The sequence below is a fragment of the Streptomyces sp. NPDC058470 genome, from assembly GCF_042721055.1.
Lineage (GTDB): Bacteria > Actinomycetota > Actinomycetes > Streptomycetales > Streptomycetaceae > Streptomyces.
Genome location: NZ_JBHXMF010000021.1, coordinates 56766 through 79372 on the forward strand (window position 1 = coordinate 56766; position 22607 = coordinate 79372).

Below are 22607 nucleotides of genomic sequence, written 5' to 3' on the forward strand. Positions count from 1 at the left end.
GCCGCCACCGGGTCAGCCACTCACACCTGCGGCGGTCGTGTTCGCCTTGCGGGTGAGCGCGGCCGCCGCCGCGCCGACCAGACCGGCGTCCGTGCCCATCAGCGCGGGCGCCACGGTCAGGCGCTGGACGAAGGACAGCGTCGCGTAGTCGGACAGCGCCTTGCGCAGCGGCGTGAAGAGGACGTCCCCGGCCTTGCCGACGCCTCCGCCGATGACGGCGATGTCGATCTCGACGAGGGTCGCGGTCGCCGCGATGCCCGCCGCGAGGGCCTGCGCCGCGCGCTCGAAGGAGGCGGTGGCGACCGGGTCACCGTCGCGGGCGGCGGCGGCCACCGCGGCCGCCGAGGTGTCGCCGTCCGGACCCGGCTGCCAGCCGCTCTCCAGCGCACGGCGCGCGATGTTCGGGCCGCTCGCGATGCGTTCGACGCAACCTCGGGATCCGCAGGGACAGAGGTCACCGTCGAGGTCCACGCTGATGTGGCCGATGTGACCCGCGTTGCCGGTGGGCCCTGGGTGCAGTTTGCCGCCCAGGACCAGCCCGCCGCCGACCCCCGTCGACACGACCATGCAGAGCGCGTTGGCGTGGCCGCGTGCCGCGCCCTGCCAGTGCTCGGCCGCCGTGATGGCCACGCCGTCGCCGATCAGCTCGACGGGCAGCCCATCCGTCGCCCTGCGGACCCGCTCGACGAGGGGATAGCCACGCCAGCCCGGCACGTTCACCGGACTCACGGTGCCCTCCGAGGCGTCCACGGGTCCCGCGCTGCCGATGCCGACGGCGCCCGCCCTGCCCCACAGAGGGGAAAGGGTCAGCTCGCGGATCACTTCCTCCACGGCCCCCATCACGGTGTCGCCGTCCTCCTGCGCGGGCGTCGCACGCTGCGCGCGGAGGAGAATCCGGCCGTGGCCGTCCACCAGCGCTCCGGCGATCTTGGTGCCGCCGATGTCGAGCGCGGCCACGAGGTCGGTGTGCATCAGTGTCAGATCTCCCAAGGCGGTGTTGAATCGGACCCGCCGCGCTGCGGGTCCGTGTCCCCGGCCGGAAACAGGACGGAACCACGCGCCTCTGGGGGAAGGCGCAGGCCGGAGAATGCGGTGGACAGTGTCTCCCGCATCTGACAACGTTGTCCAGGCTCTATGCTCGACGCCACATCCTCATACAACCCCACGGACCGACGCATCCCCATAGTCCATTCTCATGGATCATTCTTTATGGAGCGAAGCATCCCCGTGGACGACAGGACAGGACAGCGCATCGTGGCAGAGACCGCCCGCCGATCCCAGAACCGCTACGGCAACCGTCCCACCATGAAGGATGTCGCCGCGCGCGCGGGGGTCGGTCTCAAGACGGTCTCGCGTGTGGTCAACGGCGAACCGGGGGTCACCCCGGACACCGAGCGCCGCGTCCAGGAGGCCATCGACGCGCTGGGCTTCCGCCGCAACGACAGCGCCCGGGTGCTGCGCAAGGGCAGCACCGCAAGCATCGGACTCGTCCTGGAGGATCTCGCGGACCCGTTCTACGGGCCGCTGAGCCGGGCGGTCGAAGAGGTCGCCCGCGCCCATGGCGCACTGCTGATCAACGGCTCCAGCGCCGAGGACCCGGACCGCGAGCAGGAGTTGGTCCTCGCGCTGTGTGCGCGCCGGGTGGACGGGCTCGTGGTGATTCCGGCCGGTGACGACCACCGCTATCTGGAACCCGAGATAAAGGCGGGCGTCGCCACGGTGTTCGTGGACCGCCCGGCGGGGAGGATCGATGCCGACGTCGTGCTGTCCGACAGCTTCGGCGGGGCCCGAGACGGTGTCGCCCATCTCATCGCCCACGGCCACCGCAGGATCGGTTTCATCGGTGACATGCCCCGCATCCACACGGCCGCCGAGCGACTGCGCGGTTACCGCGCCGCGATGGAGGACGCGGGTATAGAGGTCGAGGACGCGTGGATGTCCCTGGGCGTCACCGACCCGCAGCGGGTGCGCAAGGCGGCCGAGGACATGCTCTCCGGCGACTCCCCCGTCACCGCGGTCTTCGCCGGCAACAACCGTGTGACCGTCACGGTGGTCCGAGTCATCGCCGAGCGCGGGCGTCCGGTCGCCCTTGTCGGCTTCGACGACATCGAACTGGCCGATCTCCTCCAGCCCGGCGTCACCGTCGTCGCCCAGGACGCCGCCGCCCTCGGCCGCACCGCGGCCGAACGCCTTTTCCGCCAGCTCGACGGCAGCCTCATCACTCCGGAACGCATCCAGCTCCCGACCCGGCTGATCACCCGCGGCTCGGGGGAACTGCCGCCCGCCGTCTGAGCCATGGGCCGCCCGGATCCTCGTACGCTCGAAGCGCTGGGCCTCGCCGAGGCGCCACGTGACCACCCCCTGAGTTATCCGGGAAAGTGGCCTCAGGAGTCCGGACTCCTGGACGGGAACCGCCTGTTGCCCCTGGAACGACTGGTGCACAAGGACCGCGTCCCCGTCATCGCCGTCGGCTCCATCGGCTGCCCCGCCCAACTCCGGCACAAGATGGCGGAGTACGAGGTGTCCTCCCCGATCCCGCTGGTGAAGGCGAGGGTCACGGGCCTGGGCGTCGGCGTCTCGGCCCATGTGAGCCTGAGGGGTTACGTGTCCGCGTCGCCCTTCCAGGCGCCGGGAATCGTGAGCGAGTTGTTCGTCACCTGGCTCGACGAGGCCCAGCTCGCGGTCGTCGACGCCAGCGAGGGAGTTCCGGCGCGGACCGAGGCGTACGACCGCGCCCGGCTCGCCTCGGACGACTTCCGGATCGAGCTCGAGTCCGGCGAACTCCTCGCCGGCGCCTACGTCTACGTCAACCGCCGTGGCGTCCTTCATGACGGCTCGGGTGCGCCCTGCGTGCATCCGGGCGAGCGTCCGCTGCTCGCCTCTCTCCTCGCCGGACCACCGCGCCTGCGTGAGCTGTTCGGGGACACGCCCGAGGAGCTCTGCACCAGGGCGCGCTTCGACAGAGCGCTCTGCGCGCGGGGCACCCGGCTGTTCGCCGAGGAAGGACTTGCGATGCCTTCCGGCCTGGAAGAGCTGGAAGGGCTGGAGAAGTACGTGGGGTCTCAGCAGACCGGAAGTCCCGGAAGCGGTGCGTCGTTGTCGCCGCCCTGGATGTAGACATCGCTGACGAAGACATCGACGTTGCCACTGTCGTCGTCGGTCCTGGCCCACCAGACGTTGGTCCACTCGCCGTAGGTCTCGCGACGGCCCAGGTTCTGCTGGCAGTAGAAGTAGTTGGTGCCCGCGTTGAGGGTGCCGGCCTCGGCGCCGGAGGCGGTGTAGGACGTGGCGGTGCGCCAGACCTGGCAGTTGTACCTGCCGCCGCCGATGGAGTCGCAGACGGGATCGGGAGGGGGGTCAGGAGTGGGAGAGCTGTCCGAACCGCCCCCCGTTGTACCGCCGTCGGTGGAGCCGCCCGAGGCTCCGCCCGATGTCCCGCCTGTACTGGCGCCGTTGACGGGGGCCTTTGAGGGGTTCGGAGTGGTCTCGCCCGTGTGACTGGGCTTCTGCTCCGGGGGCTTGGACTTCTTGTCGCCCTGTCCGGTCGGCTTGGAGTCGTCCGACAGGTCGACCTCTCCGCGGCTGGCTCCGTCGGAGGGCGCCGCGCCGTCGGCCCGGGGCGGCGTCGCTGCGGCCCCGCTGCCGGTGTCGTCCGGGCTGTTCAGCAACGCGACGCTGACGCCGGCCGCCGCGAGGACGACGGTGACGGCCGCCGCGGCGAGGAGGGCCCGGCCTCGGCGGCGGGGTGCGGGAGAAGGGCCGGCGGCAGCAGGGGGCGCCGCCGGAACCACGGGCTCCGGTGGCCCGAATCCCGGCGGTATGGAGGGGACGCTCAGCGCCGTCGTCTCATGCGGCCGTGGCTCCGGCAGCCTCAGCCCAGTCGTCCGGGAGTCCGTCTCAGGAGCTCCCGCGACCGCCTCCAGCAGCTCGCGTGCCCGGTCCGCGTCCGGTCGTTGCCCTGGCTGCTTGTTCATGAGCTGCTGCAGTACGGGGCCCAGCGGCCCGGCCCGCCGGGGTTCCGGCAGCGGGTCGGCCACTATCGCGGTGAGCGTGGACCACGTCGACGTACGGCGGAAGGGGGACAGCCCCTCCACGGCCGCGTACAACGTGGCGCCGAGTGCCCAGACGTCCGACGCGGGACCCGGGTCGTTGCCCTGGGCTCGCTCGGGCGCCAAGTAGTCCAGGGAGCCGACCAGTTCACCGCTGCGGGTCAGGTGGGTGGCCGAGCCGTCGCCCGGGTCCTCCATCGTGGCGATGCCGAAGTCGGTGAGGACGACGCGGCCCGAGCGGTCCAGGAGGATGTTGCCCGGCTTCACATCGCGGTGCAGGACGCCTGCGCGGTGGGCCGCGGCCAGCGCGTCCATGACCTTGGCGCCGATGGAGGCCGCCTCGCGGGGGTCCAGAGTGCCGCGCTCGCCCAGGACGTCGTCCAGGGAAGGGCCGTCCACCAGTTCCATGACGATTAGCGGCCGTCCGTCGACCTCCGTCACGTCGTGCACGGCCACGACTCCGGGGTGGCGCACCCGGGCCGCCGCGCGGGCCTCACGCTGCATCCGGCGGCCCAGGTCGGCCAGTTCGGGGGCGGCGGCGTCCGTGTAGGTGCGCAGTTCCTTGACGGCGACCTCGCGGCCCAGCACCTCGTCCCGGGCTCGCCAGACGACACCCATGCCGCCGCGGCCGAGTTGGGACAGCACGCGATAGCGCCCGGCCAGCAACCGGCCGGTTCCGTCCGCCTGTTGGTTCTCCCCCGAAGACACCGCTGCCCCGTTCCTTGGTCACGCCAGTGGATGGCGTCCACCCTACGTGGCAGCAGTGACAGCTGGTGTCGGGAGGCGGCCTCTGTGACGTGGTCGCTCCTCGGCGACCGGAGTCGACGGCCGTCCTGAAGCCACGGACCGTCCGCCCGCCGCGACGGAGCCGCACAGTGTCACAGCCCCGCGCCCCCGGAAACCTCTACTTGGCCGAGATCGTCAGATCTCCCCGCCTCGGCACCGCGAAGCCCTCCAGGTCCGCCCGTGTCAGCCCCGTCGCCCGTGCCACCTCGGCGAGGTCCAGGGCGCCGCAGTCCAGGCCGCGCAGCAGATAGCCACTGAGGGCCTTGGCGGTGGCGGGCTCGTCCATGACGTCGCCGCCGGCCTGGTTGGCGTAGCGGGAGAGGCGGGCCGCGGCCTGCTCGAAACCCTCGCGGTAGAAGGCGAAGACGGCCGCGTAGCGGGTCGGGATGTGGCCGGGGTGCATGTCCCAGCCCTGGTAGTAGGCGAGGGCGAGGGCACGGCGGGTGAGGCCGTAGTGCAGCCGCCAGGCGTCGTGGACCTGCTCCGACGGGCCGACGGGGAGGACGTTGGTGGAGCCGTCGCAGACGCGTACGCCGGTGCCCGCCGCGGCGACCTGCATGATCGCCTTGGCGTGGTCGGCGGCGGGGTGGTCACTGGCCTGGTAGGCAGCGCTGACGCCGAGGCAGGCGCTGTAGTCGAAGGTGCCGTAGTGCAGGCCGGTGGCGCGGCCCTCGGCGGCCCGGATCATGCGGGCGACGGTCGCGGTGCCGTCGGCGGCGAGGATCGACTGACTGGTCTCGATCTGGATCTCGAAGCCGATCCGCCCGGGCTCCAGGCCGCGCGCCTTCTCGAACTCCTCCAGGAGCCGGACCATCGCGGTGACCTGTTCGGCGTACGTCACCTTCGGCAGGGTCAGGACGAGCCCCTCGGGCAGACCGCCGGCCTCCATCAGGCCGGTGAGGAAGATGTCGAGGGTGCGGATGCCGCGCGCACGGACCGGGGCTTCCAGGCACTTCATGCGGATGCCCATGTACGGGGCCGCCGTGCCGTTCTCGTACGCCTCCGCGATCAGCCCGGCCGCGCGTGCCGCCGTCTCGTCCTCCTCGGCGTCCGGACGCGGGCCGTAGCCGTCCTCGAAGTCGACGCGCAGGTCCTCGATCGGTTCGCGCTCCAGTTTGGCCCGTACGCGGTCGTACACGGGCTGCGCGAGCTCGTCGCTGAGGCCGAGGACGGCGGCGAAGGAGGCGGCGTCCGGGGCGTGCTCGTCCAGGGCCGCGAGTGCCTGGTCGCCCCAGGTGCGGACGGTGTCGGCGGCGAACGCGTCACCGGGTACGTACACGGTGTGGACGGGCTGCCGGGTGCCCGGGTCGCCGGGGTAGTGGCGCTCCAGCTCGGCGTCGACCGGGGCGAGGGAGGCGCTGATCTCCTCGCTGACGGCGCCCGCGAGGCTGGTCGCCACCTTCTCCTGCTGACCCTGACCCATTCCACACCCTCCATGTTTTCCGCAGTACGGAATCAACAATCCGTAGAACGAAGTTATCCGGGGACCTTCCCGCCGGTCAACACCCTCCTGGGCAACTCTGCCCCCGGCATGAACAGAGGCCCCCACGACCGCGCCAACGGCGGTCGCAGGGGCCTCGTATGCCTCGTACGGCGGAAAATCAGCCCTTGCGGGACTTGATCTCCTCGGTGAGCTGCGGGACGACCTCGAAGAGGTCACCGACGACGCCGTAGTCGACGAGGTCGAAGATCGGGGCCTCGGCGTCCTTGTTGATGGCGACGATGGTCTTCGACGTCTGCATGCCGGCGCGGTGCTGGATCGCACCGGAGATACCGGAGGCGATGTACAGCTGCGGCGAGACGGACTTGCCGGTCTGGCCGACCTGGTTGGAGTGCGGGTACCAGCCGGCGTCGACGGCGGCGCGCGAGGCGCCGACGGCCGCACCGAGGGAGTCGGCGAGCCCTTCGATGATCGCGAAGTTGTCGGCGCCGTTGACGCCACGGCCGCCGGAGACCACGATCGCGGCCTCGGTCAGCTCCGGGCGGCCGCTGGCCTCGCGCGGGGTGCGTGCGGTGACCTTCGTGCCGGTGGCCTTCTCGGAGAAGGTCACGGCGAGGGCCTCGACGGCGCCCGCGGCCGGGGCGGCCTCCACGGCGGCCGAGTTCGGCTTGACGGTGATGACCGGGGTGCCCTTGGACACACGGGACTTGGTGGAGAAGGAGGCGGCGAACGCGGACTGCGTGGCCACCGGGCCCTCGTCGCCGGCCTCCAGGTCGACGGCGTCGGTGATGATGCCACCACCGATACGGAGCGCGAGGCGAGCGGCGATCTCCTTGCCCTCCGCGGAGGACGGCACGAGCACCGCGGCCGGGGACACGGCGTCGTACGCGGCCTGGAGCGCGTCCACCTTCGGTACGACCAGGTAGTCGGTGAACTCAGGGGCGTCGGCGGTGAGGACCTTGACCGCGCCGTGCTCGGCGAGTGCGGGGGCGGTGGCCTCCGCGCCGGCGCCCAGGGCGACGGCGACGGGCTCGCCGATGCGACGGGCCAGGGTCAGCAGCTCAAGGGTGGGCTTGCGGACGGCGCCGTCCACGTGGTCGACGTAGACGAGAACTTCAGCCATGGGACTTCTTCTCTCCTGCTTGCGAAAGATGAGGGGCGGTCAGGGAGCCTGCGGCAGGCCGGTGTTCTCAGATGAACTTCTGGCCCGCGAGGAACTCGGCGAGCTGCTTGCCGCCCTCGCCCTCGTCCTTGACGATCGTGCCGGCGGTGCGCGCGGGGCGCTCGGTCGCGGAGTCGACCTTGGTCCAGGCGCCTTCGAGGCCGACCTCGTCCGCCTCGATCTCCAGGTCCTCCAGGTCCCAGGCCTCCACCGGCTTCTTCTTGGCGGCCATGATGCCCTTGAAGGACGGGTAACGCGCCTCGCCCGACTGGTCGGTGACCGACACGACCGCCGGCAGGGAGGCCTCCAGCTGCTCGGAGGCGGAGTCGCCGTCGCGGCGGCCCTTGACCACACCGTCCTCGACGGAGACCTCGGAGAGCAGGGTGACCTGCGGAACGCCAAGTCGCTCGGCCAGCAGGGCCGGGATGACACCGGCGGTGCCGTCGGTGGACGCCATGCCGGAGATGACCAGATCGAAGCCGGCCTTCTCGATGGCCTTCGCGAGCACCAGCGAGGTACCGATCACGTCGGAGCCGTGCAGGCCGTCGTCCTCGACGTGGATGGCCTTGTCCGCACCCATCGACAACGCCTTGCGCAGCGCGTCCTTGGCGTCCTCGGGGCCGACGGTCAGCACCGTGATCTCGGCGTCGTCGGCTTCGCCGGCGATCTGCAGCGCCTGCTCCACCGCGTATTCGTCGAGCTCCGAGAGCAGACCGTCCACGTCGTCACGGTCGACGGTCAGGTCATCGGCGAAGTGCCGGTCGCCGGTGGCGTCGGGCACGTACTTCACAGTGACAACGATCCTCAAGCTCACGCCGGCTCTCCTACTGCATCGTCATTTTTGGCTGCCTTCTACGGCAGCATAGGCGCCTGAAGCGGCCGATCCCGGTCGGGGCGGCCCGCGCTCCGACCGAAATATTACTCACCAGTACACCTAGTGGGTGCCCACTAAGCAAGCGCTTTGAACTGTGACGTTCGCAACGCTGCGTAACCGAGAAGTAGGACCGGTGAGTAGACCGGAGAGCAGGACCGCGGAGCAGGACCGCGGAGCAGGTTCGGACTCGACTCTCAGTCGCGCAGGCCGTTGAAGCGCCCCTGGTGGTAGAGCAGCGGGCGGCCGGAGCCCGAGGGGTCGCCGAGGACGACCTCGGCCAGGACGATGCGGTGATCCCCCGCGGGCACGCGCGCGACGACACGGCATACGAGCCACGCCAGGACGTCGTCGAGCACCGGAACACCTTCGGGGCCGTTACGCCAACGGGTGGGCGCGCCGAAGCGGTCGGCGCCGCTCCTGGCGAAGGTGCCGGCGAGTTCCTGCTGGTGCTCCCCGAGTATGTGCACGCCTATGTGCTCGGACTCGGAGACCGCGGGCCAGCTGGAGGCGCCGACTCCGATCCCGAAGGAGACGATCGGGGGCTCGGCGGAGACCGAGCTGAGCGAGGTGGCGGTGAAGCCGACGGGGCCGTCACCGCCGGGAGCCGTGATCACGGCGACACCGGCCGCATGCCGCCTGAAGACGGAGCGCAGCAGGTCGGGGGAGGCGAGCTGGGGGGTGCCGAGGTCGGGCGTGGCCGTCATGGACTTGTCCTTCTGCGAGAGGTGACGGGCTGATCCGTGGCTGCTCAGCAGCCCGGACAGCGCGCACTCGCGGTTCGGGCCAGGTCCACGTGGACGCGCTCGAAGAGAAGGAGTTCCGGGGGCATACGGTCAGGCTGACGATAGATGGCGGGTGCAGTCAAGTGCGTCCCGGTATCCGGGAGGTGCCTCACCTTGGTCACCACGGTCACACCGCCTCCCCCAGTGCGGCGATCACATCCGCCTTGCGCGGCTGCCCCGTTGCCCGCCGCACGATCCGCCCGTCGGCGTCGAGCACGAGCACGGTCGGCGTCTTGAGAATGTCGAGTTCGCGTACGAGGTCCAGGTGGCCCTCCGCGTCGATCTCCACGTGGGAGACCCCGGGGACCAGCTCCGCCACCTCGGCGAGGATCCGCCGGGTCGCCCGGCAGGGGGCACAGAAGGCGCTGGAGAACTGGACGAGCGTGGCCCGCTCACCGAGCCCCTCCCCCAACTCCGCCGCGCCGAGCAGCTTTCCGCCGTCGCGCCCGCGCACCCTCACCCTCCCGCTCCGCCGCCGATGCAGCACTCCGTAGGCGCTCGCCATCGCGAGCACCACCACGCACACCACAAGTCCGGTCATCACATCGACAAGCATTCACAAGACCGCAAAGATTCCCGCCTACGGGAATCGCGCCCGGTGCGGAATGCTTGGTTCATGGAAATCGACGCAAGAGGGCCGCGCTTCGGTGCGGCCGTGACGACCTTCGTGCTGGCGGTCGTACTGATCACCGGCAGCGCCTGGCTGCTGGCCTGGCAGACGCTGGCGTTCGCGCTGGGCGCTGCGGGCGGTGTGGGGCGCTCCCCGTACGGCTGGCTGTTCCGCAAGGCCGTACGGCCGCGGATCGGGCCGCCCACGGAGTTCGAGGCACCGGAGCCGCCGCGATTCGCGCAGGCGGTCGGGCTCGCGTTCGCGGTCGTGGGGCTCGTCGGCTACGTGGTGGGGCCGCAGTGGCTGGGTCTCACGGCCACCGCGTGCGCGCTCGCGGCCGCGTTCCTCAATGCCGCGTTCGGCTACTGCCTCGGGTGCGAGATGTACCTGCTGGTGCGGCGAGTCACAGTACGCACGGAGTAAAGGGAAGTTAAAACTCCGAGGTGGATCAAGGGGTGACGTGACGAGGATCTCGCCCGGTACGGGCACCAGGACTGGCCACTCGTCCGTTCTTCGGGCACGATCTGCGCAATGCCGTAAACCTACGGCTGCGTAACTTTCGCCGGGAAGCCCCTTCCCAGGCAGAGAGAAGGGCCCACCCCGTCCATGGCAGAGCTTGTCTACCGTCCCGTCGTCGGTCTCGCCCAAATCTTGTTCAAGGCCTGGGACCTCAAGATCGACTGCAAGGGTTCGGAGAACATTCCGCGCTCGGGCGGCGCTGTGCTGGTCAGCAACCACATCAGCTATCTGGACTTCATCTTCGACGGCATGGCCGCCCTGCCGCAGAAGCGTCTGGTGCGCTTCATGGCGAAGGAGTCGGTGTTCCGGCACAAGATCTCCGGGCCGCTGATGCGGGGCATGAAGCACATCCCGGTGGACCGCACGCAGGGTGAGAAGGCGTACCAGCACGCACTGGAGTCGCTGCGCTCCGGCGAGATCATCGGCGTCTTCCCCGAGGCCACCATCTCGCCGTCGTTCACCCTGAAGAGCTTCAAGTCGGGTGCCGCGCGCATGGCCCAGGAGGCCGGCGTCCCGCTGATCCCGATGGCGGTGTGGGGCACCCAGCGCCTGTGGACCAAGGGGCACCCGCGCAACTTCAAGCGCAGCCACACCCCGATCACCATCCGGGTCGGCGAGCCGGTCGAGGCCCCGAGGGACCAGTACGCGGGGGCGATCACCCGGCGGGTGCGTGACCGCGTACAGGAGCTCCTCGAAGCCGCTCAGCGCGCCTACCCCGTGCGGCCCAAGGGGCCGGACGACACCTGGTGGATGCCCGCACACCTCGGCGGCACCGCGCCGACCCCCGAAGAGGTGAAGGCGGCCGAGGCGCGCTGAATCGTCACTCCGGGGCGTGGACGGTGATCCGCGCCCCGGGGCTGAACTTCTCCAGGAGTTCGGCGAGTTCGGCTCCGGCCCGCGCGATGTCGGCCACCGGCATCGGCGCCAGGCCCTCCAGCAGGAAGACCGCGGAGACCGATTCCTCGGTGAGCCGCGTGCGCGGCCCCTGGCGCCAGTTCCAGCGGCGGCAGGTCACCCCCGCGTCGTCGCACCACACCACCTCACCCGCGTCCGGGTGTTCAACGGCCTCCTCGCCGCCCGCGACCGTCACGAAGTCCTCGTCGCCGGTGGCCCGAACCAGGCGCATCCCGCCCTGGATGCGGTCGATGTCCTCCCCGCCCGCAGGGACCAAGTGGGCGACGCTGATGGCGTTGTAGATGTCGACGAGCACGTTGATCCGGGGCAGTCCGGCGTCCGAGAGCGCCCGCTTGGCCAGCGCCTCCGCCGAGTTGCGGGTCCGCGAGGGCTTGGAGCCGAACGCCGTGTAGGTCTCCCGCCAGGCGGCCATGTGCGGGTCCTCGTGCGGAGCGCGACCGTCCAGTCGTACGGCCAGACGGCGGGCCGCGTCATCGAGCAGCGCCGAAGTCCCTTCGGTACTGGGCCCGTTGACGAGTCCGTACGCCTCGATGGCGACGTGGGTGAAGCCGGGTGCGAGGGCGCACACCTCGTCGGACACGGTGAGCGTGAGGGTCATGGCCTGCCTCAGAGTGCGGTGGGGAGCGTCTGCCAGAGGTACGGCCGGTCGGGGGCGGCCTTGAGGGCGCTCAGCACAACCGGGTGAGGTTCAGCGTACAGTACTGGATAGTCCATCTCATTGGACTCCGGGTCGGGGGTGAAGGCCAGCCGTTCGCCCTCCAGGGAGAACTGGGCATCCACGCCCGGTTTGTTGCCGCGCGGGTCCTGCCGATGCCAGGCACCGTTGAACCGCACGGCGACGAGCCCGTGCACCTCGTCGAACTTCTGGTAGCACAGCGCCGTCGGGATGTCCTCGGCCCGCAGCAGCGCGGCCAGGGCGTGCGCCTTGGCGTAGCAGATCCCGGTGCGCTGCTCCAGTACGTCGGACGCGCGCCAGGTGACGCGCGGATCACCGGAGTCCTGCGAGTGCGGGATCGCATCGCGCACGAATTCGAAGGCGGATCGCGCATAGGCATACGAGTCGACGGATCCCCTGGCAAGCCGCGCGGCCGTCTCGCGTACCAGCGGATGGTGGTGGTCGATGACCTCGTCGGCGGCCAAGTACGCGGACAGGTCCGTGGTGTTCTGGATCAGTTCCATGCCCGCAGAGCATAGGAACGCGATCGCCCGAGAGTCAATGACTTTTCAGGCGACCGCATACCTATGCATCGAATCCTCGGGTTAGGGGTGCGCCATCTCCTCCTTGAGTGCCGCCACGAAACCGTCCACGTCGTCCTCGGTGGTGTCGAAGGCGCACATCCAGCGGACGTCGCCCGCGCTCTCGTCCCAGAAGTAGAAGCGGTAGCGCTTCTGCAGGCGCTCGCTCACGTCGTGCGGAAGGCGCGCGAAGACCGCGTTGGCCTGCACCGGGTAGAGGATCTCCACGCCGTGCACCGCGCGCACACCCTCGGCGAGCCGCCGGGCCATCTCGTTGGCGTGGCGGGCGTTGCGCAGCCAGAGGTCCTTGGCGAGCAGCGCCTCCAACTGCACGGAGACGAAGCGCATCTTGGAGGCGAGCTGCATCGACAGCTTGCGCAGGTGCTTCATGTGGCTGACGGCGTCAGGGTCGAGGACGACGACGGCCTCGCCGAACAGCGCGCCGTTCTTCGTCCCGCCAAGGGAGAGGATGTCGACGCCCACCGCATTGGTGAACGTCCGCATGGGGACGTCCAGGGAGGCGGCCGCGTTCGATATCCGGGACCCGTCCAGGTGGACCTTCATGCCGTGCGCGTGGGCGTGGTCGCAGATCGCGCGGATCTCCTCGGGCGTGTAGAGGGTGCCCAGTTCGGTGCTCTGGGTGATCGAGACGACCTGCGGCATCGCCCGGTGCTCGTCGTCCCAACCGTACGCCTGCCGGTCGATCAGTTCGGGCGTGAGCTTGCCGTCGGAGGTGGGCACCGTGAGCAGCTTGAGGCCGCCCATGCGCTCGGGGGCGCCACCCTCGTCGACATTGATGTGCGCGCTCTCGGCGCAGATCACCGCGCCCCAGCGGTCGGTGACGGCCTGCAGCGCGACCACGTTCGCGCCCGTTCCGTTGAAGACCGGGAAGGCCTCGGCCGTGGCTCCGAAGTGGCTGCGGACGATGCGCTGGAGGTTGGCGGTGTAGTCGTCCTCGCCGTACGCGACCTGGTGTCCGCCGTTGGCGAGTGCCAGGGCGGCGAGCACCTCGGGGTGGGCGCCCGCGTAGTTGTCGCTGGCGAAGCCCCGGACGGCCGGGTCGTGGTGACGCCGGGCCGCTGTATCTGGGGCCTTGGGAGGGTTCACGGCTTCTCGGTCAGCCACAGACGTTTTCCGTTCACTTCACCGGCGGGCTTGTCCCAGACGCCGGCGATGGCATCGGCCAGCTCCTTGACGTCGGTGAAGCCCGCGAACTTCGCGTTCGGGCGCTCGGCGCGCATCGCGTCGTGCACCAGTGCCTTGACGACCAGGATGGCAGCCGCGGAGGTCGGCCCCTGCTCGCCCCCGGCCTTACGGAAGTAGTCGGCCATGGCGAGCGTCCAGGCCTCGGCGGCGGCCTTGGCGGCGGCATAGGCCGCGTTACCCGCGGTGGGCTTGCTCGCGCCGGCGGCGCTGGTCAGGACGTACCGGCCGCGCTCGCTGCGCTGCAGCGCCTCGTGGAAGGCGAGGGAGGTGTGCTGCACCGTGCGGATGAGCAGCAGTTCGAGCAGGTCCCAGTCGTCGAGGACGGTCTTGGTGAAGGTCTCGCTGCCGCGCCAGCCGCCGACGAGGTGGACCAGGCCGTCGACGCGGCCGAAGTCCTTCTCGATACGGGTGGCCCAGTCACGCGTCGACCGCAGGTCGAGAAGGTCGACCGTCTCACCGACGACGGTGGCGCCGCCGTACGCGTACCTGGCCGCGTCCACGGCCTCCGCGAGACGCTCGGGGTCGTTGTCCGAGCCGACGACGGTCGCGCCCGCCTCGGCGAGCCGCAGCAGCGTCGCGCGGCCCGCGGGGCCGCCGGCGCCAGCCACCGCGATCACCGCTCCGCCGAGTGCTCCGTTGCCGTTTCCGTTGGACATCGCCTTCGCCTCCGATACGTCCTCGGCACGGGCACTCACGCGGCGACCTGCTCGGCCTTCGCCGCGGTGATGCCCTTGGTGGAGGCGATCACGTGCTTGAGCTTCTTGGCGAGCGCCTCATAGAACATGCTCAGGGGAAACTCGTCAGGAAGCACGTCGTCGACGAGCTTGCGCGGGGGTTGGGTCACGTCCAGGGCGTCCGGGCCCTTGGCCCAGCGGGAGCCCGGGTGCGGGGGGAGGTAGGTGGCGACCAGCTCGTACGCCTTGAACCAATGGACGAGCTTGGGGCGGTCGATGCCGGCTCGGTAGAGGTCCTCGATCTCCGCGCACAGCTGGTTGGTGACCTGCGGGGCGCGCTGCCAGTCGATGTGCAGCTTGTTGTCGGTCCAGCGGACGGCGTCGTGCTTGTGGAGGTAGGCGAAGAGCAGCTGGCCGCCGAGGCCGTCGTAGTTGCGGACGCGCTCGCCGGTGACGGGGAAGCGGAACATCCGGTCGAAGAGCACCGCGTACTGCACGTCACGGCCCTGCGGGAAACCGTCCGCCTCAAGCTTCACGGCCTCCTTGAAGGCGGTGAGGTCGCAGCGCAGCTCCTCCAGGCCGTACATCCAGAACGGCTGGCGCTGCTTGATCATGAACGGGTCGAAGGGCAGGTCGCCATGACTGTGGGTGCGGTCGTGGACCATGTCCCAGAGCACGAAGGCCTGCTCGCAGCGCTCCTGGTCCTCGACCATCACGGCGATGTCCGCGGGCAGCTCCAGACCGAGGATGCCGACGGCGGCATCGGTGACGGCGCGGAAGCGGGCGGCCTCACGGTCGCAGAAGATGCCGCCCCAGGAGAAGCGCTCGGGTGCCTCGCGCACGGCGATGGTCTCCGGGAAGAGAACGGCCGAGTTGGTGTCGTAGCCGGCGGTGAAGTCCTCGAAGGTGATGCCGCAGAACAGCGGGTTGTCGTAACGGGTGCGCTCCAGGTCGGCCAGCCAGTCCGGCCACACCATGCGCAGCACGACCGCTTCGAAGTTGCGGTCCGGGTTGCCGTTCTGCGTGTACATCGGGAACACGACCAGGTGCTGGAGGCCGTCCTCGCGGTGTGCGGCGGGACGGAAGGCCAGCAGCGAGTCGAGGAAGTCGGGCACCTGGAAGCCCCCGTCGGCCCAGCGGCCCAGATCCTTCACGAGGGCCTCGTGGTAGGCGGCGTCGTGCGGCAGCAGCGGGGCGAGCCGCTCGATCGCGTCAATGGCACGGCGTACGGCCAGATCCGCGTCGGACGCGTCCGGCGCGCCCTCCGCGCCGAAGTCGATCGAGCCGTCCTTGGCCTGCCACGGCCGGATCTCCTCCACCGCGCCCTTGAGCACGGGCCATGCCGGGTGCTCCACCACGCTGGCTACGGACGGAACCTGCCCCTCCGCACCTACCCGCACAAGAATTTCCGTCATGTCCCACCCTCCACAGGAGAACCTCGCGTAAGAACACCGTATGCGAACGGACTTCCTTCCCACAAGCGGGAACTCGGGGCATTATCCTGCGCACCAGCATCTTCACCGCTAATTTTCCTGCTGGAAACCCTTCAGGCGATTACGACCGCCGATGCGGCGCGGGCGGCGCCGGAGTCAACCGTTGCCGGGACTCGCCCACCTCGGAGTGACCCGGCGCGGCGGCGCGGGGAGAGTCTTCCCTGACCGGCGGGGTCATTGGCCCGCGTACGAGCGGGTACATCGCACAGCAGGGCCATTAGGCTGCGGCCTTGCCGCGTGGGCGCCGCCGTCGGAACCACGCGCGAGCCGAGCCGCCGTCGACGGAAGCGAGTCGCATCTTGAACTTCCTCACCATCGGTCACCGCGGAGTCATGGGTGTCGAACCCGAGAACACCCTCCGTTCCTTCGTCGCCGCCCAGCACGCGGGCCTCGACCTGATCGAACTCGATCTGCACCTGAGCAAGGACGGCGCGCTCGTCGTCATGCACGACGCCGAAGTGGACCGTACGACCGACGGGTCGGGGCCGATCGCCGAGAAGACCCTCGCTGAGCTGCGCCAGCTGGACGCGGGGCGCGGTGAGCGCGTTCCCGTCTTCGAGGAGGTCCTTGACGCCCTCACGACGCCGCTCCAGGCCGAGATCAAGGACGTGGCGGCGGCGCGGGCACTGGCCGAGGTCATGCACCGGCGGGATCTGGCCGGACAGGTCGAGGTGTCGTCCTTCCACGACGAGGCGATCGACGAGATCGCCCGGCTCGTGCCGGGCGCCCGCACCGCGCTGATCGCGAGCCGGTACGGCACCGACGTGGTGGACCGCGCCGTGGACGTAGGCGCCGCGACCGTCTGTCTCAACATCCGCCGGCTGACCCTGGAGGTCGTCGAGCGCGCCCGCAAGGCCGACCTGCGGATCATCGGCTGGGTGGTGAACACCCAGGACCAGCTGCGGCTGGTGCGCGCCCTGGGACTGGACGGCGCGACCACCGACTATCCCGAGATCAAGCGCACCGGCCGCTTCACCGCGTGAACGTCACATCAGTGACTTGACCAGCAGCTCGAACTGCAGGTCTTCGCGCTGCGGAATGCCGAAGTGCTCATCGCCGTACGGGAAGGGGGTCATCCTTCCCGTACGGCGGTAGCCGCGCCGCTCGTACCAGGCGATGAGGTCCTCGCGTACGGAGATCACCGTCATGTGCATCTCCTCGGCGCCCCAGACCTCGCGCGCGTGGCGCTCCGCCTCGGCGATGATCACCTTGCCGAGGCCCGCGCCCTGGAGTGCGGGGCTGACCGCGAACATACCGAAGTAGGCGTGGTCGCCGCGGTGTTCGAGCTGACAGCAGGCCACGATCGCGCCGTCCCGCTCGACGGTCACCAGCCGGCTGTCGGGCGACTTGATGACCGTCAGCACGCCCTGGGGATCGGTCCGCTGCCCTTCGAGGATGTCCGCCTCCGTGGTCCAGCCGGCCCGGCTGGAGTCCCCGCGGTACGCCGACTCGATCAGCGCCACCAGGGCGTCGACGTCGCTGTCGGTGGCATCGCGGAAGGTCGGTCCGCTGGAGGCGGTGGTGTCCATGGAGCGGTTCTCCGTTCGGTGGCGCGGCTCGGGCACCGCCGAGCGTAACCCTCCTCTAGGCTCCCGCTGCATGGTGCATGTACTGAGCAGCCGAACCCTCCTGCGCCCCACCGACCCGGAGCGCTCCCGTGCCTTCTACGGCGAGAAGCTGGGGCTCGCCGTCTACCGCGAGTTCGGTACGGGCCCCGAACGCGGCACCGTCTACTTCCTCGGCGGCGGCTTCCTGGAGGTCGCGGGGCGCTCCGAGTCCCGGCCGTCCCCCGCGGTCAAGCTGTGGCTCCAGGTCGCGGACGCGAAGGCGGCGTACGAGGAACTGACGGCCGCCGGTGTCGAGGTCCTGCGGCCGCCGGTGAAGGAGCCGTGGGGGCTGATCGAGATGTGGGTCGCGGATCCGGACGGCACCGAGATCGTGATCGTGCAGATCCCGGCGGACCATCCGCTGCGTCACCGGCCCTGAGGCCCGGGTTTCTCTGCGCGGCAGCGCCTTCGGATGGCCGCTCCGGAGGCCGGGACTAGCGTTTTCAGGGGGCTCGCTGCGGAAGGAACCTCATGAAGCTCGACAGGCCGGTGACCGGCGGGCCCTGCTGGACGGAGTTGGGGACCAGCGATCCGGAGGCGGCCAAGCGCTTCTACGCCGACCTGTTCGGCTGGCGTCCGGAGACGGACGCGCGCCAGGAGGCGGGCTGCTGCACCGTGGCGCATATCGGCGACGCCGCGGTCGCCGGGCTGGCGCCGCTGCACCAGGAGTCGCAGCCCGTCGCCTGGAACGTCTCGTTCGCCGTGGCCGACGCGGACGCCGCCGTGGCCGCGGTGGAGACGGCAGGCGGCACCGTGGCCCTCGCCCCGACGGACGTGCTCGACCAGGGCCGTTTCGCGGTCGCGTTCGACCCGGGCGGCGCCGCCTTCCAGCTGTGGCAGGGGCGGTCCTTCCCCGGCGCGGGGCTGTTCAACGCCCCGGGCGCCCTCGGCTCGGTGGAGCTGCTCACCCGCGCCCCCGACCCGGTCACCGAGTTCTACACGACGGTGTTCGGCTGGACGGTGAACGCCTCGGAGCACTACACGCAGTGGGGTGTCGACGGCGCCGACTTCGGCGGCATGGTGACGATGGACGACAAGTTCCCGCACGAGGTCCCCTCGCACTGGCTGCCCTACTTCGCCGTCGAGAACGTGGACGCCACCGCGGACGCCGCCCTCCTGGCGGGGGGCCACCTGCTCATGGAGCCCATGTCCGTGCCGCACGGCCCACGGATCGCCGTCGTACGGGACGCGCAGGGCGCCGCCTTCGGCATCCACGTGGAGGACGAGGAGAGCTAGGGGGTGTCGTTTGGGTGACTCCCGGAGACTCAGGCGCCTGGCAATCTGAGTCGGCTCTCCAGTTGGCCGAGCAACTCGGCCAGCAGGTCGGCCAGTTCGCGCTGCCGGCCCAGATCGGTGCCCGACAGGACTGTCGTCTCGTAGGAGAGCTGTTCGGGGAGGATGCCGTCCACCAGGTCGCGTCCCTCGTCGGTCAGCCGGACGTGTGCGACCCGGCGGTCACGGGTGTCGCCGCGCCGTTCGACCAGGCCTCGCTCGGTCAGCTGCTTCAGGCGCTTGGCGACGGCGGCACCGGAGGAGAACGTCTCGCGGGCGATCTCGCTCGGGGTCAGCTCATGTCCGGTCCGCCGCAGTGTGCCCAGGACGTCGAACTCGGGGCGGGTGAGTCCGGCACGGCGCAGCGGAGCGTCCTCCGCCTGCTGAAGCAGGGCGGCGCAGCGGTTGATACGTCCGATGATCTCCATGGGTCCGGTGTCGAGGTCGGGCCGCACCGCCTGCCACTGTCGTACGACCGCGGCCATGGTGTCGTCAGATCCCACCACCCGTTCGGAGGCGCTCTCCGAGATCCCCACGTGCCCGGCACGGGTGTCCACCCCCTCTCCCCGTCCCGTATGGGCGTTCCCGTCCGTCGTCCGCCCGTTCGCTGCCGTCATGCCTGTGCGCCCTCCAAGGAGTGCAGACCCTGCCGTCGTACCGACGCCGCGAGCGTACGGTGTGCGGCGCCTTCCACCGGCATCACTCGGTTCTCCGGCCAGGCGCGCTTCACCGACTCACCCGCAAGGCGCTCAGAACGCTCCCCCGTGTACACCCTTGCGCTCGCTTGCGCCCCGCCCGCGCCGGGCATGCCCTGACCGACTGTCCGACGCCCGTCGAGCGGGGAGGTGCCCGATGCGTGGACCGGCTTCGCCCGGCTGGCTGCTCGTCGTGCTGTGTGCGGCGACCGGGGCCTACTGCCTCCTGCGGATGCGCAGTTCCGTCGAGGAACAACGCCGTGCCGCCGGCGGTGAGGCGCTCATGGCCTTCGGCATGGCCGCGATGGCCGTGCCCGCGGCGGTGCCCGCGCCACCGCGCTGGGCCTGGCTCGCCTACACGGCCGTGTTCGGCGCGGCGGCGGTACGCGCCCTGTGGGTGGCCCGTACGAGCCCGCACCATGTGCACCACCTGGTGGGCGCCTGCGCGATGGTCTACATGGCGGAGGTGATGGCCACCGCTCCGGGCCACCACAGCCACGGCGGTTCGGGGGTGCCGCTGCTGACCGGGGCGCTCCTGCTCTACTTCACGGGGTATGTGCTGCGCTCGGGTCTGCGCCTCCTGCCGATGGGGAGCGTGGCAGGCGGCGCCGGGACCGTCGGCTGGGCCGACCGCCCCGAACTGTCACAGGCGTGTCGGCTGTCCATGGGCATAGCCATGCTGGCCATGCTGGTCACGCTCTGAGAGCGAAGCCTCCCGACCGCGGGAAGTTGCCGCGACAAGACCGTGGCGTACGTCACTTTGCCGTCGTGGCCCGTATCCTCCGGCGACACCCCGCTCATAGGCTTCGGCCATGATGGTCCCCGCGGCACTGTTGCTGCTCGGCGCACTGGCTGCCGTGGTCGCTCCGCGGCTGCTCGCCAGGGCGGACTGGGTGGACCGCGAACCGGTGGTGGCCCTGTGGGCGTGGCAGTGCGTGGTCGCGGCCGTTCTGCTGTGCTGCGCGCTGTCGATGACGCTGAGCGCGGCCGCCGCGTGGCTGGTGGTGCGGGGCCAGGTGTTCGGTCCGGCGCCGCATTCGGTCGTGGACGCCTATGCGTTGAGCACCGGGAGTCCCTGGGCCGCGACGACCGCCGTGGCGCTCGCGTGCGGTGGCGTGTGGACCGCGGCGATGCTGGTCCGTGAGATCGCGGGGGCCCGAGCCCGCCGTCGGCAGAGCCGGGCCGAACTCCTTCTGCGCGCCCCGCTGTTGCCGGGTGAGGAGCCGGCCGCCGACCGTCTGGTGGTCCTGGAGGGGGTGCGCCCGGACGCCTGGTGGCTGCCCGGCGCGGCGCCCCGGCTGGTCGTCACCACGGGCGCGTTGCGCCGCCTCAAGGGACCTCAGCTGGACGCCGTACTCGCCCATGAGCAGGGGCACGCGCGGGCGCGGCACGACTGGCTGCTGCACTGCTCGGGCGCGCTGGCCAACGGATTCCCGCAGGTTCCGGTGTTCGCCGCGTTCCGCGACGAGATGCACCGGCTGGTCGAACTCTCCGCCGACGACATGGCCTCGCGCCGCTTCGGCCGCCTCACGATCGCCCTCGCCCTGGTGGAACTCAACGAGGACCGGGGAGTGTTCGGTCCCTGCCCCACCCCGCAGGCCCATGTCCCCCACCGTGTCCACCGCCTCCTCACTCCTCCGGACCGGCTCACGGCGGCCCGGCGCCTGCGGCTGACAGCGGCGGCCGCGCTGGTGCCGGTGATCCCGCTCCTGGTGACGTTCGTACCGGGGCTGCGGGCGCTGGGGTAACCAGGCATCTGCGCGACCCGTGAGTTCCCCGGGCGCCCCGAGGTTGGTTTCCGGCCCCGTACATCGGCGAGGATCACCCCATGCACTCCCCGCCTGTCGACGCACCTCCCCGCACACCGGGCCCGCGGACCGCGGCACTCACGGCGGCGGCGCTCACCGTGCCCTCCCTGCTCCTTCTCCTGCTGGTCGCGTTCTCCTGGCAGCCACTGCTCACCCTCGACGGACACATCGCCCGCACCATGCACCCCTGGGCAGTCGACGAACCCGGCCTCACCCATGCGTTCCGCATCCTGACGGACTGGGTGTGGGACCCCTGGACCATGCGTGCACTGTGTGCCGCCGCCGTGGTCTGGTTGGTGTGGCGACAGCACGCATGGTGGCTGGCCCTATGGGTGGCGGCCACATGTGTGCTGGGCACAGTGGTGCAGCAGGGGCTGAAGTCGGCAATCGGCCGCGCCCGCCCCGTCTGGCCCGATCCCGTCGACTCCGCCCACTACGCGGCCTTCCCCTCCGGCCACGCCATGACGACCGCGGTGGTGTGCGGGCTGCTGCTGTGGCTACTGCACCTGTACGACGCCGGGGACACCCTGCGGCGTACGGCGTACGCCCTGGCCGTCGTCTCCGTCGTGGGTGTCGGTCTGACCCGTGTCTGGCTCGGCGTCCACTGGCCGTCGGACGTCGTGGGCGGCTGGCTTCTCGGGGCGCTGATGGTCGCGCTGGCGATGGCCTCGTACGAACGGTGGCCTGCCGCAAGGCGGCCTTGACCAGTGCGGGCCGCGCCGCGAAGGATCTCCCTCATGACGATCAAAGGCGTGCTCTTCGACTTCTCCGGAACGCTCTTCCGCGTCGAATCGACCGAGTCCTGGCTACGGGCGGTGCTCGCGGAGGCCGACATCCCGCTGCCCGAGGCCGAGTTGATCCGCGCCGCCCAGGACCTGGAGTCGGCGGGCGCGCTCCCCGGCGGGGCCTCCCCGGCAGAGCCGCTGCCGGACGAGCTCAGCGGTATGTGGGCGATCCGGGACGAGAGCGCCGAGTCGCACCGGGTCGCCTACACCGCGCTCTCCCGTCGGGTGGCGCTGCCCGATCCCCGGCTGCACGACGCGCTGTACGAACGCCATATGGTCCCGGACGCCTGGCGGCCCTACCCGGACGTGGAGGGGGTGCTGGGCGCGCTGCGCGAGGGCGGGATCGCCGTCGGTGTGGTCAGCAACATCGGCTGGGATCTGCGGCCCGTCTTCCGTGCGTACGGGCTCGACCCGTACATCGGCGCGTACGTCCTGTCGTACGAACACGGTATCCAGAAGCCGGATACGCGGCTGTTCGCGGTCGCCTGCGACGCGTTGGGGGTGGCGCCCGAGGACACGCTGATGGTCGGGGACGACCGGCGCGCGGACGGCGGTGCGACGGCCCTGGGCTGCGCCATACATTTCGTGGACCATCTGCCGGTGGCCGAGCGTCCGGAAGGGCTGCGGCCGGTCCTCGACCTGATCGGCTGACGCCCCGGCGCGGCTCGCGCTCTGGGCCGCTCCTTCAAGCGT

25 protein-coding genes are annotated in these 22607 nt (G+C 70.7%); 11 read left to right on the forward strand and 14 right to left on the reverse strand.

Annotated elements, in window-relative coordinates; all coding sequences use genetic code 11:
• Window positions 1–12: 12 nt before the first annotated feature.
• Complete coding sequence (locus ACFWP7_RS17570; RefSeq protein ID WP_384382404.1) at window positions 13–972, reverse strand: ROK family protein; 960 nt, start codon at window positions 970–972, stop codon at window positions 13–15.
• A 237-nt stretch (window positions 973–1209) separates the two neighbouring features.
• Between ACFWP7_RS17570 and ACFWP7_RS17575 the strand changes: the two genes are divergently transcribed.
• Window positions 1210–2292 (forward strand): LacI family DNA-binding transcriptional regulator, encoded by a 1083-nt coding sequence (locus ACFWP7_RS17575; RefSeq protein WP_384382406.1) that lies wholly within the window; start codon window positions 1210–1212, stop codon window positions 2290–2292.
• 3 nt (window positions 2293–2295) lie between these two features.
• Window positions 2296–3117: a hypothetical protein gene (locus ACFWP7_RS17580; protein WP_384382408.1), complete on the forward strand. Its 822-nt coding sequence runs from the start codon at window positions 2296–2298 to the stop codon at window positions 3115–3117.
• Here the strand turns inward: ACFWP7_RS17580 and ACFWP7_RS17585 are convergent.
• The 6 genes from ACFWP7_RS17585 to ACFWP7_RS17610 form a co-directional block, all read right to left on the reverse strand.
• The gene (locus ACFWP7_RS17585; RefSeq protein ID WP_384382410.1) at window positions 3063–4757 is read right to left on the reverse strand and encodes a serine/threonine-protein kinase; all 1695 of its coding nucleotides are present in this window, start codon (window positions 4755–4757) and stop codon (window positions 3063–3065) included. The two genes, ACFWP7_RS17580 and ACFWP7_RS17585, sit on opposite strands and share 55 nt — an antisense overlap.
• A gap of 196 nt (window positions 4758–4953) precedes the next feature.
• Entirely contained in the window at window positions 4954–6258 is a 1305-nt protein-coding gene (locus ACFWP7_RS17590) for a DUF6986 family protein (RefSeq protein ID WP_384382412.1), read from the reverse strand.
• A gap of 178 nt (window positions 6259–6436) precedes the next feature.
• A complete protein-coding gene (locus ACFWP7_RS17595; RefSeq protein WP_384382414.1) occupies window positions 6437–7399 on the reverse strand; it encodes an electron transfer flavoprotein subunit alpha/FixB family protein in 963 nt (320 codons plus the stop codon).
• Window positions 7400–7466: 67 nt separating this feature from the next.
• Window positions 7467–8252 (reverse strand): electron transfer flavoprotein subunit beta/FixA family protein, encoded by a 786-nt coding sequence (locus ACFWP7_RS17600; RefSeq protein WP_384382416.1) that lies wholly within the window; start codon window positions 8250–8252, stop codon window positions 7467–7469.
• 254 nt (window positions 8253–8506) lie between these two features.
• Entirely contained in the window at window positions 8507–9016 is a 510-nt protein-coding gene (locus ACFWP7_RS17605; RefSeq protein ID WP_384382418.1) for a flavin reductase family protein, read from the reverse strand.
• A 205-nt stretch (window positions 9017–9221) separates the two neighbouring features.
• Window positions 9222–9635 (reverse strand): TlpA family protein disulfide reductase, encoded by a 414-nt coding sequence (locus ACFWP7_RS17610; RefSeq protein ID WP_384382480.1) that lies wholly within the window; start codon window positions 9633–9635, stop codon window positions 9222–9224.
• A 75-nt stretch (window positions 9636–9710) separates the two neighbouring features.
• Here ACFWP7_RS17610 and ACFWP7_RS17615 point away from each other — a divergent pair, with 75 nt between their 5' ends.
• Window positions 9711–10127: a DUF4395 domain-containing protein gene (locus ACFWP7_RS17615; protein ID WP_384382420.1), complete on the forward strand. Its 417-nt coding sequence runs from the start codon at window positions 9711–9713 to the stop codon at window positions 10125–10127.
• A gap of 183 nt (window positions 10128–10310) precedes the next feature.
• Window positions 10311–11039, forward strand: coding sequence for a lysophospholipid acyltransferase family protein (locus ACFWP7_RS17620; RefSeq protein ID WP_384382422.1), 729 nt, complete (start codon window positions 10311–10313; stop codon window positions 11037–11039).
• A 4-nt stretch (window positions 11040–11043) separates the two neighbouring features.
• On the opposite strand, the gene ACFWP7_RS17625 is transcribed toward ACFWP7_RS17620, so the two are convergent.
• The 5 genes from ACFWP7_RS17625 to ACFWP7_RS17645 all read right to left on the reverse strand — a co-directional run bounded on the left by ACFWP7_RS17625 (window position 11044) and on the right by ACFWP7_RS17645 (window position 15669).
• On the reverse strand, window positions 11044–11736 hold the full coding sequence (locus tag ACFWP7_RS17625) for a B3/4 domain-containing protein (protein WP_384382423.1): 693 nt from the start codon (window positions 11734–11736) through the stop codon (window positions 11044–11046).
• An 8-nt stretch (window positions 11737–11744) separates the two neighbouring features.
• A complete protein-coding gene (locus tag ACFWP7_RS17630; RefSeq protein ID WP_384382424.1) occupies window positions 11745–12317 on the reverse strand; it encodes a transglutaminase domain-containing protein in 573 nt (190 codons plus the stop codon).
• 81 nt (window positions 12318–12398) lie between these two features.
• Complete coding sequence (locus ACFWP7_RS17635; RefSeq protein ID WP_384382425.1) at window positions 12399–13481, reverse strand: threonine aldolase family protein; 1083 nt, start codon at window positions 13479–13481, stop codon at window positions 12399–12401.
• A complete protein-coding gene (locus ACFWP7_RS17640; protein ID WP_384382481.1) occupies window positions 13478–14236 on the reverse strand; it encodes an SDR family NAD(P)-dependent oxidoreductase in 759 nt (252 codons plus the stop codon). The genes ACFWP7_RS17635 and ACFWP7_RS17640 overlap by 4 nt, the downstream gene beginning before the upstream one ends.
• Before the next feature lie 35 nt (window positions 14237–14271).
• Window positions 14272–15669, reverse strand: a complete 1398-nt coding sequence (locus ACFWP7_RS17645; protein WP_384382426.1) for a DUF6421 family protein — start codon at window positions 15667–15669, stop codon at window positions 14272–14274.
• 377 nt (window positions 15670–16046) lie between these two features.
• Between ACFWP7_RS17645 and ACFWP7_RS17650 the strand changes: the two genes are divergently transcribed.
• Window positions 16047–16730, forward strand: coding sequence for a glycerophosphodiester phosphodiesterase (locus ACFWP7_RS17650; RefSeq protein WP_384382427.1), 684 nt, complete (start codon window positions 16047–16049; stop codon window positions 16728–16730).
• 3 nt (window positions 16731–16733) lie between these two features.
• On the opposite strand, the gene ACFWP7_RS17655 is transcribed toward ACFWP7_RS17650, so the two are convergent.
• The gene (locus ACFWP7_RS17655) at window positions 16734–17276 is read right to left on the reverse strand and encodes a GNAT family N-acetyltransferase (RefSeq protein ID WP_384382428.1); all 543 of its coding nucleotides are present in this window, start codon (window positions 17274–17276) and stop codon (window positions 16734–16736) included.
• Between the two features lie 70 nt (window positions 17277–17346).
• Here ACFWP7_RS17655 and ACFWP7_RS17660 point away from each other — a divergent pair, with 70 nt between their 5' ends.
• Entirely contained in the window at window positions 17347–17733 is a 387-nt protein-coding gene (locus tag ACFWP7_RS17660; protein ID WP_384382429.1) for a VOC family protein, read from the forward strand.
• Window positions 17734–17825: 92 nt separating this feature from the next.
• Complete coding sequence (locus ACFWP7_RS17665) at window positions 17826–18590, forward strand: VOC family protein (RefSeq protein WP_384382430.1); 765 nt, start codon at window positions 17826–17828, stop codon at window positions 18588–18590.
• Between the two features lie 29 nt (window positions 18591–18619).
• On the opposite strand, the gene ACFWP7_RS17670 is transcribed toward ACFWP7_RS17665, so the two are convergent.
• Window positions 18620–19243 (reverse strand): MarR family winged helix-turn-helix transcriptional regulator, encoded by a 624-nt coding sequence (locus tag ACFWP7_RS17670; RefSeq protein ID WP_384382431.1) that lies wholly within the window; start codon window positions 19241–19243, stop codon window positions 18620–18622.
• A gap of 235 nt (window positions 19244–19478) precedes the next feature.
• Between ACFWP7_RS17670 and ACFWP7_RS17675 the strand changes: the two genes are divergently transcribed.
• From ACFWP7_RS17675 to ACFWP7_RS17690, 4 genes are all read left to right on the forward strand, one after another.
• A complete protein-coding gene (locus ACFWP7_RS17675) occupies window positions 19479–20024 on the forward strand; it encodes a DUF5134 domain-containing protein (protein WP_384382432.1) in 546 nt (181 codons plus the stop codon).
• A 109-nt stretch (window positions 20025–20133) separates the two neighbouring features.
• Window positions 20134–21069: a M56 family metallopeptidase gene (locus ACFWP7_RS17680; RefSeq protein WP_384382433.1), complete on the forward strand. Its 936-nt coding sequence runs from the start codon at window positions 20134–20136 to the stop codon at window positions 21067–21069.
• An 80-nt stretch (window positions 21070–21149) separates the two neighbouring features.
• Window positions 21150–21833, forward strand: a complete 684-nt coding sequence (locus ACFWP7_RS17685) for a phosphatase PAP2 family protein (RefSeq protein WP_384382434.1) — start codon at window positions 21150–21152, stop codon at window positions 21831–21833.
• 33 nt (window positions 21834–21866) lie between these two features.
• Complete coding sequence (locus ACFWP7_RS17690; RefSeq protein ID WP_384382435.1) at window positions 21867–22565, forward strand: HAD family hydrolase; 699 nt, start codon at window positions 21867–21869, stop codon at window positions 22563–22565.
• Window positions 22566–22607: the final 42 nt, after the last annotated feature.

Coding starts and splice junctions, on each gene's coding strand:
- ACFWP7_RS17570 (WP_384382404.1), bottom strand. CDS start 972: ATGCACACCGACCTCGTGGCCGCGCTCGACATCGGCGGCACCAAGATC.
- ACFWP7_RS17575 (WP_384382406.1), top strand. CDS start 1,210: ATGGAGCGAAGCATCCCCGTGGACGACAGGACAGGACAGCGCATCGTG.
- ACFWP7_RS17580 (WP_384382408.1), top strand. CDS start 2,296: ATGGGCCGCCCGGATCCTCGTACGCTCGAAGCGCTGGGCCTCGCCGAG.
- ACFWP7_RS17590 (WP_384382412.1), bottom strand. CDS start 6,258: ATGGGTCAGGGTCAGCAGGAGAAGGTGGCGACCAGCCTCGCGGGCGCC.
- ACFWP7_RS17595 (WP_384382414.1), bottom strand. CDS start 7,399: ATGGCTGAAGTTCTCGTCTACGTCGACCACGTGGACGGCGCCGTCCGC.
- ACFWP7_RS17605 (WP_384382418.1), bottom strand. CDS start 9,016: ATGACGGCCACGCCCGACCTCGGCACCCCCCAGCTCGCCTCCCCCGAC.
- ACFWP7_RS17610 (WP_384382480.1), bottom strand. CDS start 9,635: ATGACCGGACTTGTGGTGTGCGTGGTGGTGCTCGCGATGGCGAGCGCC.
- ACFWP7_RS17615 (WP_384382420.1), top strand. CDS start 9,711: ATGGAAATCGACGCAAGAGGGCCGCGCTTCGGTGCGGCCGTGACGACC.
- ACFWP7_RS17620 (WP_384382422.1), top strand. CDS start 10,311: ATGGCAGAGCTTGTCTACCGTCCCGTCGTCGGTCTCGCCCAAATCTTG.
- ACFWP7_RS17625 (WP_384382423.1), bottom strand. CDS start 11,736: ATGACCCTCACGCTCACCGTGTCCGACGAGGTGTGCGCCCTCGCACCC.
- ACFWP7_RS17630 (WP_384382424.1), bottom strand. CDS start 12,317: ATGGAACTGATCCAGAACACCACGGACCTGTCCGCGTACTTGGCCGCC.
- ACFWP7_RS17640 (WP_384382481.1), bottom strand. CDS start 14,236: ATGTCCAACGGAAACGGCAACGGAGCACTCGGCGGAGCGGTGATCGCG.
- ACFWP7_RS17645 (WP_384382426.1), bottom strand. CDS start 15,669: ATGACGGAAATTCTTGTGCGGGTAGGTGCGGAGGGGCAGGTTCCGTCC.
- ACFWP7_RS17655 (WP_384382428.1), bottom strand. CDS start 17,276: ATGGACACCACCGCCTCCAGCGGACCGACCTTCCGCGATGCCACCGAC.
- ACFWP7_RS17660 (WP_384382429.1), top strand. CDS start 17,347: ATGGTGCATGTACTGAGCAGCCGAACCCTCCTGCGCCCCACCGACCCG.
- ACFWP7_RS17665 (WP_384382430.1), top strand. CDS start 17,826: ATGAAGCTCGACAGGCCGGTGACCGGCGGGCCCTGCTGGACGGAGTTG.
- ACFWP7_RS17670 (WP_384382431.1), bottom strand. CDS start 19,243: ATGACGGCAGCGAACGGGCGGACGACGGACGGGAACGCCCATACGGGA.
- ACFWP7_RS17675 (WP_384382432.1), top strand. CDS start 19,479: ATGCGTGGACCGGCTTCGCCCGGCTGGCTGCTCGTCGTGCTGTGTGCG.
- ACFWP7_RS17680 (WP_384382433.1), top strand. CDS start 20,134: ATGATGGTCCCCGCGGCACTGTTGCTGCTCGGCGCACTGGCTGCCGTG.
- ACFWP7_RS17685 (WP_384382434.1), top strand. CDS start 21,150: ATGCACTCCCCGCCTGTCGACGCACCTCCCCGCACACCGGGCCCGCGG.
- ACFWP7_RS17690 (WP_384382435.1), top strand. CDS start 21,867: ATGACGATCAAAGGCGTGCTCTTCGACTTCTCCGGAACGCTCTTCCGC.